Annotated in this window: 13 protein-coding genes; all 13 read left to right on the plus strand. The window is 47.3% G+C overall.

Annotation, left to right across the window (positions count from 1 at the left end; genetic code table 11):
• On the plus strand, window positions 1-799 hold a 799-nt coding region (locus EYR25_RS21045; protein WP_133182982.1), incomplete at its 5' end, for an elongation factor Tu.
• Between the two features lie 279 nt (window positions 800-1,078).
• A complete protein-coding gene (gene secE, locus EYR25_RS21050) occupies window positions 1,079-1,450 on the plus strand; it encodes a preprotein translocase subunit SecE (RefSeq protein WP_011621018.1) in 372 nt (123 codons plus the stop codon).
• Between the two features lie 9 nt (window positions 1,451-1,459).
• Window positions 1,460-2,011: a transcription termination/antitermination protein NusG gene (nusG, locus tag EYR25_RS21055; protein WP_011715455.1), complete on the plus strand. Its 552-nt coding sequence runs from the start codon at window positions 1,460-1,462 to the stop codon at window positions 2,009-2,011.
• Window positions 2,012-2,139: 128 nt separating this feature from the next.
• The gene (gene rplK / locus EYR25_RS21060; protein WP_023265430.1) at window positions 2,140-2,568 is read left to right on the plus strand and encodes a 50S ribosomal protein L11; all 429 of its coding nucleotides are present in this window, start codon (window positions 2,140-2,142) and stop codon (window positions 2,566-2,568) included.
• 4 nt (window positions 2,569-2,572) lie between these two features.
• A complete protein-coding gene (gene rplA, locus EYR25_RS21065) occupies window positions 2,573-3,274 on the plus strand; it encodes a 50S ribosomal protein L1 (protein WP_011715456.1) in 702 nt (233 codons plus the stop codon).
• Between the two features lie 266 nt (window positions 3,275-3,540).
• Window positions 3,541-4,041, plus strand: a complete 501-nt coding sequence (gene rplJ, locus EYR25_RS21070) for a 50S ribosomal protein L10 (protein ID WP_023265431.1) — start codon at window positions 3,541-3,543, stop codon at window positions 4,039-4,041.
• 54 nt (window positions 4,042-4,095) lie between these two features.
• Complete coding sequence (gene rplL / locus EYR25_RS21075; protein WP_133182681.1) at window positions 4,096-4,467, plus strand: 50S ribosomal protein L7/L12; 372 nt, start codon at window positions 4,096-4,098, stop codon at window positions 4,465-4,467.
• A 242-nt stretch (window positions 4,468-4,709) separates the two neighbouring features.
• The gene (gene rpoB / locus EYR25_RS21080; protein ID WP_133182683.1) at window positions 4,710-8,747 is read left to right on the plus strand and encodes a DNA-directed RNA polymerase subunit beta; all 4,038 of its coding nucleotides are present in this window, start codon (window positions 4,710-4,712) and stop codon (window positions 8,745-8,747) included.
• A gap of 83 nt (window positions 8,748-8,830) precedes the next feature.
• Window positions 8,831-13,048 (plus strand): DNA-directed RNA polymerase subunit beta', encoded by a 4,218-nt coding sequence (rpoC, locus tag EYR25_RS21085; protein WP_023265434.1) that lies wholly within the window; start codon window positions 8,831-8,833, stop codon window positions 13,046-13,048.
• A 179-nt stretch (window positions 13,049-13,227) separates the two neighbouring features.
• Complete coding sequence (gene rpsL, locus EYR25_RS21090) at window positions 13,228-13,602, plus strand: 30S ribosomal protein S12 (protein ID WP_011715459.1); 375 nt, start codon at window positions 13,228-13,230, stop codon at window positions 13,600-13,602.
• An 82-nt stretch (window positions 13,603-13,684) separates the two neighbouring features.
• Window positions 13,685-14,155, plus strand: coding sequence for a 30S ribosomal protein S7 (gene rpsG / locus EYR25_RS21095; RefSeq protein WP_011715460.1), 471 nt, complete (start codon window positions 13,685-13,687; stop codon window positions 14,153-14,155).
• Between the two features lie 78 nt (window positions 14,156-14,233).
• Window positions 14,234-16,330, plus strand: coding sequence for an elongation factor G (fusA, locus tag EYR25_RS21100; protein ID WP_086904167.1), 2,097 nt, complete (start codon window positions 14,234-14,236; stop codon window positions 16,328-16,330).
• 71 nt (window positions 16,331-16,401) lie between these two features.
• A partial coding sequence (locus tag EYR25_RS21105) for a GTP-binding protein (RefSeq protein WP_243729921.1) occupies window positions 16,402-16,588 on the plus strand: 187 nt, incomplete at its 3' end.

Genomic DNA, 16,588 nt, shown 5'->3' on the forward strand with positions numbered 1-16,588 from the left:
ATTCATCATCGTATTCATGAACAAATGTGACATGGTTGACGATGCTGAGCTGTTAGAACTCGTTGAAATGGAAGTACGTGAACTGTTATCAGAATACGACTTCCCAGGTGATGATTTACCAGTAATCCAAGGTTCAGCTCTGAAAGCGCTTGAAGGCGAGCCAGAGTGGGAAGCGAAGATCCTTGAGCTGGCAGCAGCTTTAGACTCTTACATTCCAGAACCAGAGCGTGATATCGATAAGCCATTCCTGATGCCAATCGAAGACGTATTCTCAATCTCTGGCCGTGGTACAGTAGTAACTGGTCGTGTTGAGCGTGGTATCGTACGTGTTGGTGACGAAGTAGAAATCGTAGGTATCCGTACNACTACTAAGACAACCTGTACTGGTGTTGAAATGTTCCGTAAGCTGCTTGACGAAGGTCGTGCAGGTGAGAACTGTGGTATCCTGTTACGTGGTACTAAGCGTGATGACGTAGAACGTGGTCAAGTATTATCTAAGCCAGGTTCAATCAACCCACACACTACTTTTGAATCAGAAGTTTACGTTCTGTCAAAAGAAGAAGGTGGTCGTCACACTCCATTCTTCAAAGGCTACCGTCCACAGTTCTACTTCCGTACAACTGACGTGACAGGCACTATCGAACTGCCAGAAGGCGTAGAGATGGTAATGCCAGGCGACAACATCAAGATGAAAGTGACTCTGATCTGTCCAATCGCGATGGACGAAGGTTTACGCTTCGCAATCCGTGAAGGTGGCCGTACAGTAGGTGCTGGTGTTGTAGCTAAGATTTTCGCTTAATCGCGAACGAGTTATAGTACTGAAAAAGGAAGCTTCGGCTTCCTTTTTTGTTTAAGTCGATTATTTACCAGGTTTTGTGGGTTGCAACGGCTGTGCATCCTTGCTAACAAAGTCGAATAAGAATACAATCTATGGCCGATTTTTGACCCTGAGCTTATGCAACATGATGCGTTTCTAAGGGTATTCGGAATGCAGAGTATCTAAAGCGTATTGTAACTGGGTCGTATGTCCCTAATTATTGTGCTCAAGCTCAGGCCGTATTGAGTAACGGAATAACCGATGACAACAAATACTGAAAACCAGACTAACTCTCTGGATATCGTGAAGTGGGGTTTAGCGATCCTATTGCTGGCCGCTGCTGTTATTGGCAATCAGATGTATAGCGAGACAAGTGCCGTGATCCGTGCACTGGCTGTTATCGTTGCATTCGCTATTGCTGGTTTTATTGCCCTGCAAACAGAAAAGGGTAAGAAAGCCTTAGCGTTCGCTCGTGAGTCGCAAATTGAAGTGCGCAAGGTCGTATGGCCAACACGTCAAGAAGCGCTTAACACCACTTTTATTGTCCTTGCTGCAACAGGTATTTTAGCCCTTGTTTTATGGGGTTTAGATGCAGTGTTAATGCACATTGTCAATTTCATCACTGGCGTATAGGCACCTCGAATGACTGAAGCTAAAGAAGCTAAAAAAAGATGGTATGTAGTGCAGGCATTCTCAGGCTATGAAGGCCGAGTTTGTAAGTCACTGATTGAATACATTAAAATGCACGGCATGGAACAGTACTTCGGCGAAGTATTAGTTCCGACTGAAGAAGTCATCGAAATGCGTGCAGGCCAGCGTCGTAAGAGCGAGCGTAAGTTTTTCCCGGGCTATGTGTTAGTCCAGATGGAAATGAACGATGACAGCTGGCATTTAGTCAAAAGCATCCCGCGTGTTTTAGGCTTTATTGGCGGAACTTCTGATCGTCCTGCGCCAATTTCAGATAGAGAAGCGGATGCAATTCTGCGTCGCTTACAAGAAACCACAGCTTCACCGACTCACCGCGTTATTTTCGAGCCGGGTGAAGTGGTGCGTGTTTGTGATGGTCCATTTGCTGACTTTAACGGTACCGTTGAAGAAGTGGATTATGACAAGAGCCGCGTAAAAGTGTCAGTAATGATCTTTGGTCGTTCTACACCAGTCGAGCTCGATTTTAATCAGGTCGAAAAAGGCTGATTAAATTAAATACAAAAATCCGTTTGGCAACGGGTGCGGATTTCTATATAATCCGCACCCGTTGTTTTCGGGGGAGCACGTCGGCATGTCGCTGATGCGCGTTTGAACCCAAACTGAGGAAATGTCAGATGGCAAAAAAGATTGATGCTTATATTAAGCTACAAGTGAAATCAGGTTCTGCGAACCCTTCACCACCAGTTGGTCCAGCTCTGGGTCAGAAAGGTGTGAACATCATGGAATTCTGTAAAGCGTTCAACGCCCGTACAGAAAAAATGGAAAAAGGCATGCCTATTCCAGTCGTGATCACTGTATACAGTGACCGTTCGTTCACTTTCGAAACTAAGACTCCGCCAGCTTCTTACTTACTGAAGACTGCTGCAGGCCTGAAGTCAGGTTCTTCACGTCCAAACACTCAGAAAGTAGGTACTATCGCTCGTGCTAAGATTCAGGAAATTGCTGAAATGAAAGCCGCCGATATGACTGGTGCTGATATTGAAGCGATGACTCGCTCAATCGAAGGTACTGCGCGTTCAATGGGTTTGGTTGTAGAGGGTTAATATAATGGCAAAACTAACTAAACGCATGCGCGTAATCCGCGAGAAAGTTGACGGTACTAAGTTATACGAAATCAACGACGCTGTTGCTCTGTTAAAAGAATTAGCAACTGCTAAGTTCGTTGAAAGTGTTGACGTTGCAGTTAACCTGGGTATTGACCCACGTAAATCAGACCAAAACGTTCGTGGTGCTACTGTATTACCACACGGTACTGGTCGTGAAGTTCGCGTTGCAGTATTTACACAAGGTGCAAATGCTGAAGCTGCAAAAGCTGCTGGTGCAGAACTCGTTGGTATGGATGATCTGGCTGAGCAAATCAAAGCCGGTGAAATGAACTTCGACGTAGTTATCGCATCTCCAGATGCAATGCGCGTTGTTGGTATGTTAGGTCAAATCTTAGGCCCGCGTGGTTTAATGCCTAACCCAAAAACTGGCACAGTAACGCCAAACGTTGCTGAAGCAGTTAAGAACGCTAAAGCTGGTCAAGTTCGTTACCGTAACGACAAGAACGGTATTATCCACACTACTATCGGTAAAGTGGATTTCACACCAGTTCAATTGAAAGAGAACTTGGAAGCGTTAATCTCTGCACTGAAAAAGGCTAAGCCTGCAGTTGCTAAAGGTGTATACGTGAAGAAAGTTAGCATCTCTACCACTATGGGTGCAGGTGTAGCTATCGACCAAGCGACTCTCGATACAGCTAACTAATTTTACAAGGTACGCGCATTAGTCTATAATGCGCGCACTTTGTGGGTTGAAGCCTGTTTTTGATGTGTAAAACATCGTGAAACGGGCTTCCGTCCAAGACCGCAGGTGTTTTCCTTATCGGTTTACTTAATTTCCTGCGTAGACGGTGTCAGGCCCCAGCTAAATTTTTTTACTGGATAATCTGCACCGTAAGTCACTAAATACATAAGTATTTAGTATGGTAAATACTAGGGGTATACCCTAGGTGGAATCCAGGAGTAAAGCCAATGGCATTAAGACTCGAAGACAAAAAAGCGATTGTTGCTGAAGTCAACGAAGCTGCCAAAGGTGCGCTATCTGCAGTAGCCGCTGATTCACGCGGTGTAACTGTAGGTGCTATGACCGGTCTGCGTAAAAAAGCTCGTGAAGCTGGTGTTTATGTACGTGTAGTACGTAACACTCTGGCTCGTCGTGCTGTTGAAGGTACTGCTTTTGAGTGCCTAGCAGAAACGTTCACTGGCCCAACTTTGATTGCTTTCTCTAACGAGCACCCAGGTGCTGCAGCTCGTCTGTTAAAAGACTTTGCTAAAGAGCAAGCTAACTTCGAAGTTAAAGGCGCTGCCTTTGAAGGGAATTTCATCCCTGCAGCTGAAATTGATCGTTTGGCGAAACTGCCAACATACGAAGAAGCACTAGCACAGTTAATGATGACTATGAAAGAAGCATCTGCTGGCAAGTTCGTTCGTACTCTGGCCGCCCTGCGCGATCAAAAACAAGAAGCCGCTTAATTTTAAGCTGGCTGCTTAATAAAATTGAATTCAGAACAATAGGAAACATTTGTTATGTCTATCACTAAAGACCAAATCTTAGAAGCCTTTGCAGCTATGTCTGTAATGGAAGTTGTTGAACTGATCGAAGCTATGGAAGAGAAGTTCGGCGTTTCTGCTGCTGCTGCAGTAGTTGCAACTGGTGGTGCTGATGCTGGTGCTGCTGCTGAAGAACAAACAGAATTCACTGTTATGTTAACTGCTCACGGCGACAACAAAGTTGCTGTTATTAAAGCAATCCGCGGTGCAACTGGTTTAGGCCTGAAAGAAGCTAAAGCAATGTCTGAAGCTGCTCCTGTAGCAGTTAAAGAAGGCGTTTCTAAAGAAGAAGCTGAAGCTCTGAAGAAAGAACTAGTTGAAGCTGGTGCTTCAGTAGAAATCAAGTAAGCTATTATCTAGCTTGCTCACCCAAGCCACTTGGGTGGAGGCTGGCGGTTTTTTAACCGTCGGCCTTTTTTGCGCTATATGCGCCGGCGATTTTTTTTCACCGTTTGTCGCCAGATTTTGCAGTCCCTAGCAGAGATTACTGGTTAGGTTCTTGCCATCAACGGTGATGGGCAAACGTGCTGAATGCAATAACTTAAGTTATTGATTCAGTCTTGGTCACATCTCGTAAGCAGAGGAAACCCATGGTTTACTCCTATTCTGAAAAGAAGCGTATTCGCAAAGACTTTGGTAAGCGTCCACAGGTGTTGGATATTCCTTACCTTTTGTCTATTCAGTTAGACTCTTTTAAGAAGTTCACCGATCAAGATCCTACCGGTGAGCGCGGTTTAGAAGCCGCCTTCCGTAGCGTTTTTCCCATCAAGAGCTTTTCTGGTAATTCAGAACTGCAATACGTCAGCTATAAGCTTGGCGAGCCTGTTTTTGATGTGAAAGAGTGTCAGATCCGTGGTGTTACATATTCAGCTCCACTGCGCGTTAAATTACGCATGGTGTTGTATGATCGTGAAGCAGCGGCCGGCACTGTAAAAGATATTAAAGAACAAGAAGTCTACATGGGTGATATCCCATTGATGACTGACAACGGTACCTTTGTGATCAACGGTACTGAGCGTGTAATCGTTTCTCAATTACACCGTAGCCCAGGCGTATTCTTCGATCACGACCGTGGTAAAACCCACTCATCAGGTAAGGTGCTGTATAACGCACGTATCATTCCTTACCGTGGTTCATGGTTAGACTTTGAATTCGATCCTAAAGATGCGCTGTTCGTACGTATTGACCGTCGTCGTAAATTACCTGCGACCATCATTCTGCGTGCATTAGAGTATTCTACTCAAGAGATCCTCGACCTGTTCTTCGAACGCGTTGAATTCAAGATCAAGAAAGATACTCTGGTTATGACCTTAGTGCCTGAGCGTCTACGTGGTGAAACCGCCAGCTACGACATCAAGGATGCTGAAGGTACCGTATTGGTTGAAGCGGGCCGTCGCGTGACTGCACGTCATATTCGCCAACTCGAAAAAACCAACACCACTGAACTCGAAGTACCAGTTGAGTACATCGTGGGCAAATATGCTGCCCAAGATTACATCGATCCGGACACGGGTGAAGTATTAGTTTCTGCTAACAGTGAAATCAGCTTAGAAGACTTAGCGAAGTTATCACTGGCAGGCATCAAAGAGCTGAGCACGTTGTACATCAACGAGCTAGACCACGGTGCTTACATCTCTGACACTCTGCGTATCGATCCAACCACTAACCGCTTAGAAGCGTTAGTTGAGATCTACCGCATGATGCGTCCTGGTGAGCCACCAACCAAAGATGCTGCAGAAGCCCTGTTCCAAAACTTATTCTTCAGCGAAGAACGTTATGACCTGTCTAAAGTAGGTCGTATGAAGTTCAACCGTCGTCTCAGCATTCCTGATGACGAAGGTAGCGGCGTGCTGTCTAAAGAAGACATCGTTGCAGTAATGAAGAACATCATCCACATCCGTAACGGCTTCGACGAAGTGGACGATATCGACCACTTAGGTAACCGTCGTATTCGTTCTGTGGGTGAAATGGCTGAAAACCAATTCCGTGTTGGTCTGGTCCGTGTTGAGCGCGCCGTGCGTGAACGTCTGTCATTAGGCGATCTGAACGAGCTGATGCCACAAGACTTAATCAACGCTAAGCCAATTTCTGCTGCAGTGAAAGAGTTCTTCGGTTCTTCTCAGCTGTCACAATTCATGGACCAAAACAACCCGCTGTCAGAAGTAACGCATAAGCGTCGTATTTCTGCTCTAGGCCCAGGTGGTTTGACCCGTGAGCGTGCAGGCTTCGAAGTCCGCGACGTACACCCAACTCACTATGGTCGTTTATGTCCAATTGAGACCCCTGAAGGTCCAAACATTGGTCTAATCAACTCATTAGCAAGCTTTGCCCGTACTAACTCATACGGCTTCTTAGAAACACCATACCGCAAAGTGGTAGACGGTGTGATCACTGACGAAGTGGAATACTTGTCTGCGATTGAAGAAGGTCGTTATGTGATTGCACAGGCGAACATCGAAGTTGACTCACAGGGCCGCATGGTTGAAGAGCAGATCGCATGTCGTCACAAAGGTGAATCTACCTTTATGCGCGCGTCTGACATTCAATACATGGACGTATCGCCACAACAGATTATCTCTGTTGCTGCGTCACTGATCCCGTTCTTAGAACACGACGACGCGAACCGTGCATTGATGGGTGCGAACATGCAACGTCAAGCGGTACCAACGCTGAAATCAGAGAAGCCTCTGGTCGGTACAGGTATTGAGCGCACGCTAGCTGTGGATTCAGGCGTAGTAGTCGCCGCTAAACGTGGCGGTGTGATCGATTACGTTGATGCGAGCCGTATCGTAGTTAAAGTAAATGAAGACGAGCTGCGCCCAGGCGAAGCCGGTATCGACATTTACAACCTGACTAAGTACACCCGTTCTAACCAAAACACTTGTATCAACCAACGTCCTTGCTGTTCTGTTGGTGAGCCAGTAGTTCGTGGTGACGTGTTAGCAGACGGTCCGTCTACTGACTTAGGTGACTTAGCCCTTGGCCAGAACATGCGTATCGCGTTCATGCCTTGGAACGGTTACAACTTCGAAGACTCGATCTTAATTTCTGAGCGTGTTGCACAAGAAGACCGTTTCACCACTATCCACATTCAAGAGCTGTCTTGTATCGCTCGTGATACCAAGCTGGGTAGCGAAGAAATCACTGCTGACATTCCAAACGTAGGTGAATCTGCTCTGTCGAAACTCGACGAGTCAGGTATCGTTTACATCGGTGCAGAAGTGAAGGGCGGCGACATTTTGGTAGGTAAAGTGACGCCAAAAGGCGAGACTCAACTGACGCCAGAAGAGAAGTTACTGCGCGCCATCTTCGGTGAGAAAGCGTCTGATGTGAAAGACAGCTCACTGCGTGTACCTAACTCTGTTAAAGGTACCATCATCGACGTTCAGGTATTTACCCGTGACGGCGTTGAGAAAGACAAACGCGCCATTGAAATCGAAGAAATGCACATTGCCCAAGCTCGTAAAGACTTAGGCGAAGAGTTCAAGATCCTTGAAGAAGGCGTATTGAGCCGTGCGCGCAACTTATTATTAAGTGCTGGTTTCACTGAAGCACAAATCGCAGCATTGCCACGTAAAGATGTATTGGTTCAAGTTATTGACGATGAAGCCAAACAAACTGAGCTTGAGCAATTAGCTGAACAGCATGAAGAGCTGAAAGCAGACTTCGATAAGAAGTTTGAAATTAAACGTCGCAAGATCACCCAAGGTGATGACTTGGCACCAGGCGTACTGAAGATCGTTAAGGTTTACTTAGCGGTTAAACGTACTATCCAACCCGGTGACAAGATGGCGGGGCGTCACGGTAACAAGGGTGTTATCTCTAAGATTAACCCAATTGAAGACATGCCGTACGACGAGCAAGGCAACCCTGTGGACATCGTATTGAACCCGTTAGGCGTTCCATCACGTATGAACATCGGTCAGGTTCTTGAAGTTCACTTAGGTGCTGCTGCTAAAGGTATTGGTAACAAGATTGCTGCCATGCTGGAAGATCAGCGCGAGAAGGGACTTGCAGAAGTTCGTAACTACATCAAGCAAGTGTACGAATTAGGTGACGAAGTGCAGCAGCGCGTTGACATCGATTCATTCACTGACGATGAGTTACTGCGCTTAGCGAACAACCTGAAAGGCGGTATCCCAGTTGCTACGCCAGCCTTCGACGGTGCTAAAGAGAAAGAGATCAAGCAGATGCTTGAGCTTGCAGGCTTGCCAACCTCTGGTCAGCTGAAATTATTTGATGGTCGTACCGGTAACGAATTTGAGCGTCCAGTAACTGTAGGTTACATGTACATGCTCAAACTGAACCACTTAGTTGACGACAAGATGCACGCCCGTTCTACCGGTTCGTACAGCTTAGTGACTCAACAACCACTGGGCGGTAAAGCTCAGTTCGGTGGTCAGCGTTTCGGGGAGATGGAAGTGTGGGCACTCGAAGCATACGGTGCCGCTTATACGCTTCAAGAAATGCTCACCGTGAAATCGGATGACGTTAACGGTCGTACTCAGATGTATAAGAACATCGTCGACGGTAACCATCAGATGCAGCCTGGCATGCCAGAGTCCTTCAACGTATTACTGAAGGAGATCCGTTCACTCGGTATCAACATCGAGTTGGATCAGGAATAAGCGCAGGTATTTAGCCGCGTTTGGCAACAGAATGGTGCTCCGTGCGAGCGGAGCACCCGGTTTAACTCCTTCAGGAGAGAAACGTGAAAGACTTATTAAAGTTTCTGAAACAGCAAAGCAAGACTGAAGAATTTAACGGCATCAAAATTGGTCTGGCATCGCCTGATCTGATCCGTTCTTGGTCTTTTGGTGAAGTTAAGAAGCCAGAAACCATTAACTACCGTACCTTCAAGCCTGAGCGTGAAGGTCTGTTCTGTGCGCGTATCTTTGGCCCGGTCAAAGATTACGAATGTTTGTGCGGTAAGTACAAGCGTTTGAAGCACCGTGGTGTGATCTGTGAAAAGTGTGGTGTAGAAGTTACCCAGACTAAAGTACGTCGTGAGCGTATGGGTCACATTGAGCTGGCTAGCCCAGTTGCCCACATTTGGTTCTTGAAATCACTGCCGTCCCGTATCGGTTTAATGCTGGACATGACGCTGCGTGATATCGAACGCGTACTGTATTTTGAATCTTTCGTCGTGATCGAGCCTGGCATGACCAGCCTTGAACGTGGCCAAATGCTGACAGAAGAAAACTATCTGGACGCATTAGAAGAATACGGTGACGAATTCGAAGCTAAGATGGGTGCTGAAGCGGTATTAGAACTGCTGCGCGCAATCGATCTCGAAAAAGAAATCGAACAAATGCGTGAAGAGCTGCCATCAATCAACTCTGAGACTCGTCGCAAGAAAGTGACAAAGCGTCTTAAGTTGATGGAAGCGTTCCACACTTCTGGCAACAAGCCAGAGTGGATGATCTTAAAAGTACTGCCTGTGTTACCACCTGACTTACGTCCGCTGGTACCGCTCGATGGCGGCCGCTTCGCGACTTCAGATCTGAACGATCTGTACCGCCGCGTGATCAACCGTAACAACCGTTTGAAGCGTCTGTTAGATTTAGCTGCGCCGGACATCATCGTACGCAACGAAAAGCGTATGTTACAAGAGTCTGTTGATGCGCTATTAGATAACGGTCGTCGTGGTCGTGCTATTACCGGTTCTAACAAACGTCCTCTGAAATCTTTGGCCGACATGATCAAAGGTAAACAAGGTCGTTTCCGTCAGAACTTGTTAGGTAAGCGTGTTGACTACTCTGGTCGTTCGGTAATTACCGTAGGTCCTACTTTACGTCTGCACCAATGTGGTCTTCCTAAGAAGATGGCACTGGAACTGTTCAAACCATTCATCTATGGCAAGCTGGAAGGTCGTGGCTTAGCGACAACCATCAAAGCGGCTAAGAAGATGGTAGAGCGTGAAGTGGCGGAAGTTTGGGACGTTCTGGATGAAGTGATCCGCGAACATCCAGTGATGCTTAACCGTGCACCAACACTGCACAGACTGGGTATCCAAGCGTTCGAACCTGTACTGATTGAAGGTAAAGCCATCCAGTTACACCCACTAGTTTGTGCGGCCTACAACGCCGACTTCGACGGTGACCAAATGGCGGTACACGTACCGTTAACACTGGAAGCGCAGCTTGAAGCCCGTGCCCTGATGATGTCTACCAACAACATCCTGTCACCTGCGAACGGCGAGCCTGTAATCACTCCGTCTCAAGACGTGGTATTAGGTCTGTACTACACCAGCCGTGAGCGTATCAACGGCCGTGGTGAAGGTATGTACTTTATGTCTGTTGCTGAAGTTGAAAAAGCTTACGCAACTGGCGCTGCTGAACTGCATGCCCGTGTGAAAGTGCGTATCACTGAAACCGTTATCGGTGACAATGGTGAGCGTACTGAGCAACGTCGTATCGTAGATACAACTGTGGGTCGTGCTCTGCTGTCACAAATTCTGCCAGCAGGTTTGTCATTTGATCTGGTTAACCAGAACATGGGCAAAAAGCAGATTTCTAAACTATTGAACACTTGTTACCGTCAATTAGGTCTGAAAGATACTGTTATCTTCGCTGACCAACTGATGTACACAGGTTTCCGTTACGCCACTATCTCTGGTGCATCTGTCGGTATCGACGACATGGTGATCCCAGCTGAGAAGTACACTTTAGTTGCTGACGCTGAAGCAGAAGTGCTCGAAATTCAAGAGCAGTTCCAATCAGGTCTGGTAACCGCAGGTGAGCGTTACAACAAAGTCATCGACATCTGGGCAAGTGCGAACGAAAAAGTTTCTAAAGCGATGATGGAAAACCTGTCAACTGAGACAGTGATTAACCGTGATGGCGTTGAAGAGAAACAAGCTTCGTTCAACAGCATTTACATGATGGCCGACTCGGGCGCTCGTGGTAGTGCCGCACAGATCCGTCAGTTAGCGGGTATGCGTGGTCTGATGGCGAAACCAGACGGTTCGATCATCGAAACCCCAATCGTAGCGAACTTCCGTGAAGGTCTGAACGTACTTCAGTACTTCATCTCAACCCACGGTGCGCGTAAAGGTCTAGCCGATACCGCATTGAAGACAGCGAACTCGGGTTACCTGACTCGTCGTCTGGTTGACGTTGCTCAAGACTTAGTGGTCATCGAAGACGATTGTGGTACTCACGAAGGTCTGACAATGAAGCCGCTGATCGAAGGTGGTGACGTTGTTGAGCCATTACGTGAACGCGTACTGGGTCGTGTGGTTGCGGTTGATGTTCTGTACCCAGGTACAGAAGATGTGCTTGCGCCACGTAACACTCTGCTCGATGAAGCATGGTGTGACAAGTTAGAAGAACACTCAATCGACGAAGTGATTGTACGTTCAGTCATTACCTGTGATACCGACTTCGGTGTGTGTGCGGCATGTTATGGCCGTGACTTAGCCCGTGGTCACCTGATTAACCACGGCGAAGCCATTGGTGTTGTCGCGGCGCAATCAATCGGTGAACCAGGTACACAGTTAACGATGCGTACATTCCACATCGGTGGTGCGGCATCGAGAGCATCGGCAGAAAACAACGTTCAAGTGAAGAACTCTGGTTCGTTGAAACTGCACAACGCTAAGTACGTAACTAACACTGACGGCAAGCTGGTTATCGTATCTCGTTCTTCTGAACTGGCGATCATCGACGAATTAGGTCGTGAGAAAGAGCGTTATAAAGTGCCTTACGGTACTGTGCTCGAGAAGTTAGAAGAAGCTGCGGTAGAAGCGGGCGATATCATCGCTAACTGGGATCCACATACTCACCCAATCATCACTGAAGTGGCGGGTAGCATTAAGTTCGTTGACATGATCGACGGCGTGACCATGACTCGTCAAACAGACGAACTGACAGGTCTGTCTTCAATCGTGATCCTCGACGTGGGTCAGCGTGGTTCAGCGGGTAAAGAAATGCGCCCAATGATCCGTCTGGTTGGTGCCGACGGTAGCGACCTGATGATCCCAGGTACTGAAGTACCTGCACAATACTTCTTACCAGGCAGTGCGATCGTTAACCTCGACGACAACGCGCAAATCGCTGTGGGTGACGCGTTAGCACGTATTCCACAAGAATCGTCTAAAACACGCGACATCACGGGTGGTCTACCACGCGTTGCTGACCTGTTCGAAGCTCGTAAGCCAAAAGAGCCAGCAATTCTGGCGGAAATCTCTGGTACCATCTCGTTTGGTAAAGAGACCAAAGGCAAGCGTCGTCTGGTGATTACACCAGCGGATGGCGGTGAACAGTACGAAGAGATGATCCCGAAATGGCGTAACTTAAACGTGTTCGAAGGTGAAAAAGTCGAACGTGGTGAAGTTATTGCTGACGGTCCAGAAGCGGCGCACGACATTCTGCGTCTGCGTGGCATCCACAACGTTGCAAGCTACATTGTGAACGAAGTGCAAGACGTATACCGTCTACAAGGCGTGAAGATCAACGATAAGCATATCGAAGTGATCATCCGCCAAATGCTGCGTAAGTGCGTGATCACCTCTGCGGGTGACAGTGAGTTCTTAGAAGGCGAACAAGTTGAAGTGTCTCGCGTGAAGATCGCTAACCGCGACCTGATCGAACAAGGCAAAGTGCCTGCGACCTTCGAACGTGAACTGCTGGGTATTACCAAAGCGTCTCTGGCAACAGAATCGTTTATCTCTGCAGCATCGTTCCAAGAAACCACTCGCGTACTGACAGAAGCTGCCGTAGGTGGTAAGTCTGATAACTTACGTGGTCTGAAAGAGAACGTAATCGTTGGCCGTCTGATCCCAGCCGGTACTGGTTATGCTTATCACAAGACCCGTAACGATGCCCGTGCTAAGAAAGACGAGCCAGTTGTAGTGAATAAGATCACTGCAAGTGAAGCAGAACAAAACCTTGCAGACCTCTTAAACCTGGCTGGTAGCCAAGATTAAGTAATCAGTTTGTAACAAAAAGGCGCCGGTGGCGCCTTTTTTATTGTAAAATGCCGCAAAAGTTGGCTATTTCTTGACAGTCAGGCATTACCTTTCTAAAATTCCGCGTCCCACCATTGTGGGATATAGATTTTTCACACCTTATCGTTGAGTTTGATTCAACTGTTTCGGAGCTATACATGGCAACTGTAAACCAGTTGGTACGTAAGCCACGCGCACCTAAAGTCGACAAGACTAACGTGCCTGCGTTGAACGCGTGCCCACAAAAACGTGGTGTATGTACACGTGTGTACACTACTACCCCTAAAAAACCTAACTCTGCACTACGTAAAGTAGCTCGTGTGCGCTTAACTAACGGTTTCGAAGTTACTTCGTACATCGGCGGTGAAGGCCACAACCTGCAGGAACACAGCGTGATCTTAATCCGTGGTGGTCGTGTTAAAGACTTACCAGGTGTGCGCTATCACACTGTTCGTGGCGCCCTAGACTGTGCTGGCGTGAACACTCGTCGCCAAGGTCGTTCTAAGTACGGTGCTAAGCGTCCTAAGTCTTAACGCAATCCGTTAAGTAAGGCCAAGCTAGTTTTATTTTGAGAATTCCAGTTTTGGAAATCCCTGAAGCATACGGAGAATTGTTATGCCAAGACGTCGCGTTGTAGGACAACGTAAAATCCTACCAGATCCAAAGTTTCACAGTGAGTTGCTGGCTAAGTTCATCAACGTCATTATGCAAGACGGCAAAAAGTCGACTGCAGAAAAAATCATTTACAAGGCGCTAGATGTTATCGCTGAAAAGAAAGGCGCTAACCATTTAGACGTTCTTGAAGCAGCCCTGGACAACGTACGCCCATCAGTCGAAGTTAAATCTCGTCGCGTTGGTGGTTCTACTTACCAGGTACCATGTGAAGTTCGTCCTGTGCGTCGTAACGCACTGGCGATGCGCTGGTTAGTTGAAGCTGCTCGTAAGCGTGGTGAAAAATCTATGGCTTTACGTCTAGCAGGTGAAATGCTAGATGCGTCTGAAAACAAAGGTACTGCTGTTAAGAAGCGTGAAGACGTGCACCGCATGGCTGAAGCTAACAAGGCCTTTGCTCATTACCGTTGGTAATCTGATGGTGTGGGCTTAGGCCCACACCATTGTTGTTGATATTGCCAAGGCAACTGTCTTGGTGGAGAGGGTATAATAGTGGCTCGTACAACCCCAATTGAGCGTTATCGTAATATCGGTATTTGTGCTCATGTGGATGCTGGTAAAACCACCACAACAGAACGTGTTCTGTTCTATACCGGTTTGTCTCATAAAATCGGTGAGGTGCATGACGGCGCCGCGACCACTGACTGGATGGTGCAAGAGCAAGAGCGTGGTATTACTATCACCTCGGCTGCTGTTACTACATTCTGGCGTGGTATGGATGCTCAATTCACTGAACACCGCATCAATATCATCGATACCCCTGGTCACGTTGACTTCACTATTGAAGTTGAACGTTCTTTGCGCGTTCTCGACGGCGCTGTCGTGGTTTTCTGTGGTTCTTCAGGTGTTGAACCTCAATCAGAAACCGTTTGGCGTCAAGCTGACAAATACCGCGTTCCACGCTTAGTGTTTGTTAACAAGATGGACCGCGCAGGTGCGGACTTTGAACGTGTAGTGAAGCAAATCAGAACTCGCCTAGGAGCGACTTGTGTGCCTATTCAACTGAATATCGGTGCAGAAGAAAACTTCACTGGCGTGATCGACTTAATCAAGATGAAAGCCATTAACTGGAACGAAGCGGACCAGGGTATGACTTTCTCTTATGAAGAGATCCCTGCAGAGTTAGCCGATAAAGCGGCTGAGATGCATGAGTATCTGGTTGAGGCAGCAGCCGAGGCCTCGGATGAACTGATGGACAAGTACCTTGAAGAAGGCACACTGTCAGAAGACGAGATCAAAAAGGCACTGCGTCAGCGTACTATTAATAATGAAATCGTTTTAGCGACCTGTGGTTCTGCATTTAAGAACAAAGGCGTTCAAGCGGTTCTTGATGCGGTTGTGGAATTCTTGCCAGCTCCTGTCGATGTGCCTCCAATTAAGGGCATTGATGACGATGAGCAAGAAGTTGAGCGCCCATCAGATGACAATGCCCCCTTTGCGGCGTTGGCATTTAAGATTGCTACAGACCCGTTCGTGGGCACTTTGACCTTTATTCGCGTGTACTCTGGCGTACTCGAATCAGGTTCTGGCGTTTATAACTCTGTTAAACAGAAACGTGAACGTATCGGCCGTATCGTGCAAATGCATGCTAACGACCGTACCGAACTGAAAGAAGTACGTGCAGGTGATATCGCTGCGGCTATCGGTCTGAAAGAAGTCACCACGGGTGATACACTTTGTGATCCTGATCATAAGGTGATCTTGGAACGCATGGAGTTCCCTGAGCCAGTAATTACCATTGCCGTTGAGCCTAAGTCTAAAGCAGACCAAGATAAAATGGGTATCGCGCTGCAAAAACTCGCAGCGGAAGATCCATCTTTCCGGGTTGAGACTGACGAAGAATCATCACAAACACTGATTTCTGGAATGGGTGAGTTACACTTAGACATTATCGTTGACCGTATGCGTCGCGAATTTGGTGTTGAGTGTAACGTAGGTAAGCCACAAGTGGCCTACCGCGAAACCATTCGCGCATCAGTCGAGGCTGAAGGTAAATTTGTTCGCCAATCAGGTGGCCGTGGACAATTCGGTCATGTTTGGTTAAAACTAGAGCCTAATGAAGAAGGCGCTGGTTACGAATTTATCAACGCGATCGTTGGGGGTGTAGTTCCACGTGAATTCATTCCTGCGGTTGATAAAGGTATCCAAGAGCAGATGAAGAACGGTGTTCTCGCCGGCTTCCCTGTGTTGGACGTGAAGGTCACTCTGTTCGACGGTTCATATCACGATGTGGACTCGAATGAAATGGCGTTCAAAATTGCGGGTTCTATGGGCTTCAAAAAGGGTGCGCTCGAAGCGAATCCTGTGTTGCTCGAGCCTTGCATGAAAGTAGAAGTAACTACTCCTGAGAACTACATGGGCGATGTGGTTGGTGATTTAAACCGTCGTCGTGGTTTGATTGAAGGTATGGATGATGGCTTCGGTGGCATCAAAATAGTCCATGCTGTAGTGCCTCTTTCTGAAATGTTTGGTTATGCAACTGATTTGCGTTCTGCGACTCAGGGTCGTGCTTCCTACTCCATGGAGTTCTTGAAGTACACTGATGCACCGCAAAACATTGCGAAAGCGATTATTGAATCTCGTAGCTAATTTTAAGTTACGACATAAATGTAATATGGTCCTGTATATGCAGGATTATTCTGAAAAGAAAGGAATATATCGTGGCAAAAGCTAAATTTGAACGTAGTAAGCCTCACGTAAACGTGGGCACCATCGGTCACGTTGACCATGGTAAAACCACTCTGACTGCAGCTATCTCTCACGTACTGGCTAAGACCTACGGTGGTGAAGCTAAAGACTTCTCTCAAATCGATAACGCTCCAGAAGAGCGTGAGCGCGGTATTACCA

It is taken from the genome of Shewanella decolorationis, from assembly GCF_004354305.1.
Classification (GTDB): domain Bacteria; phylum Pseudomonadota; class Gammaproteobacteria; order Enterobacterales; family Shewanellaceae; genus Shewanella; species Shewanella decolorationis.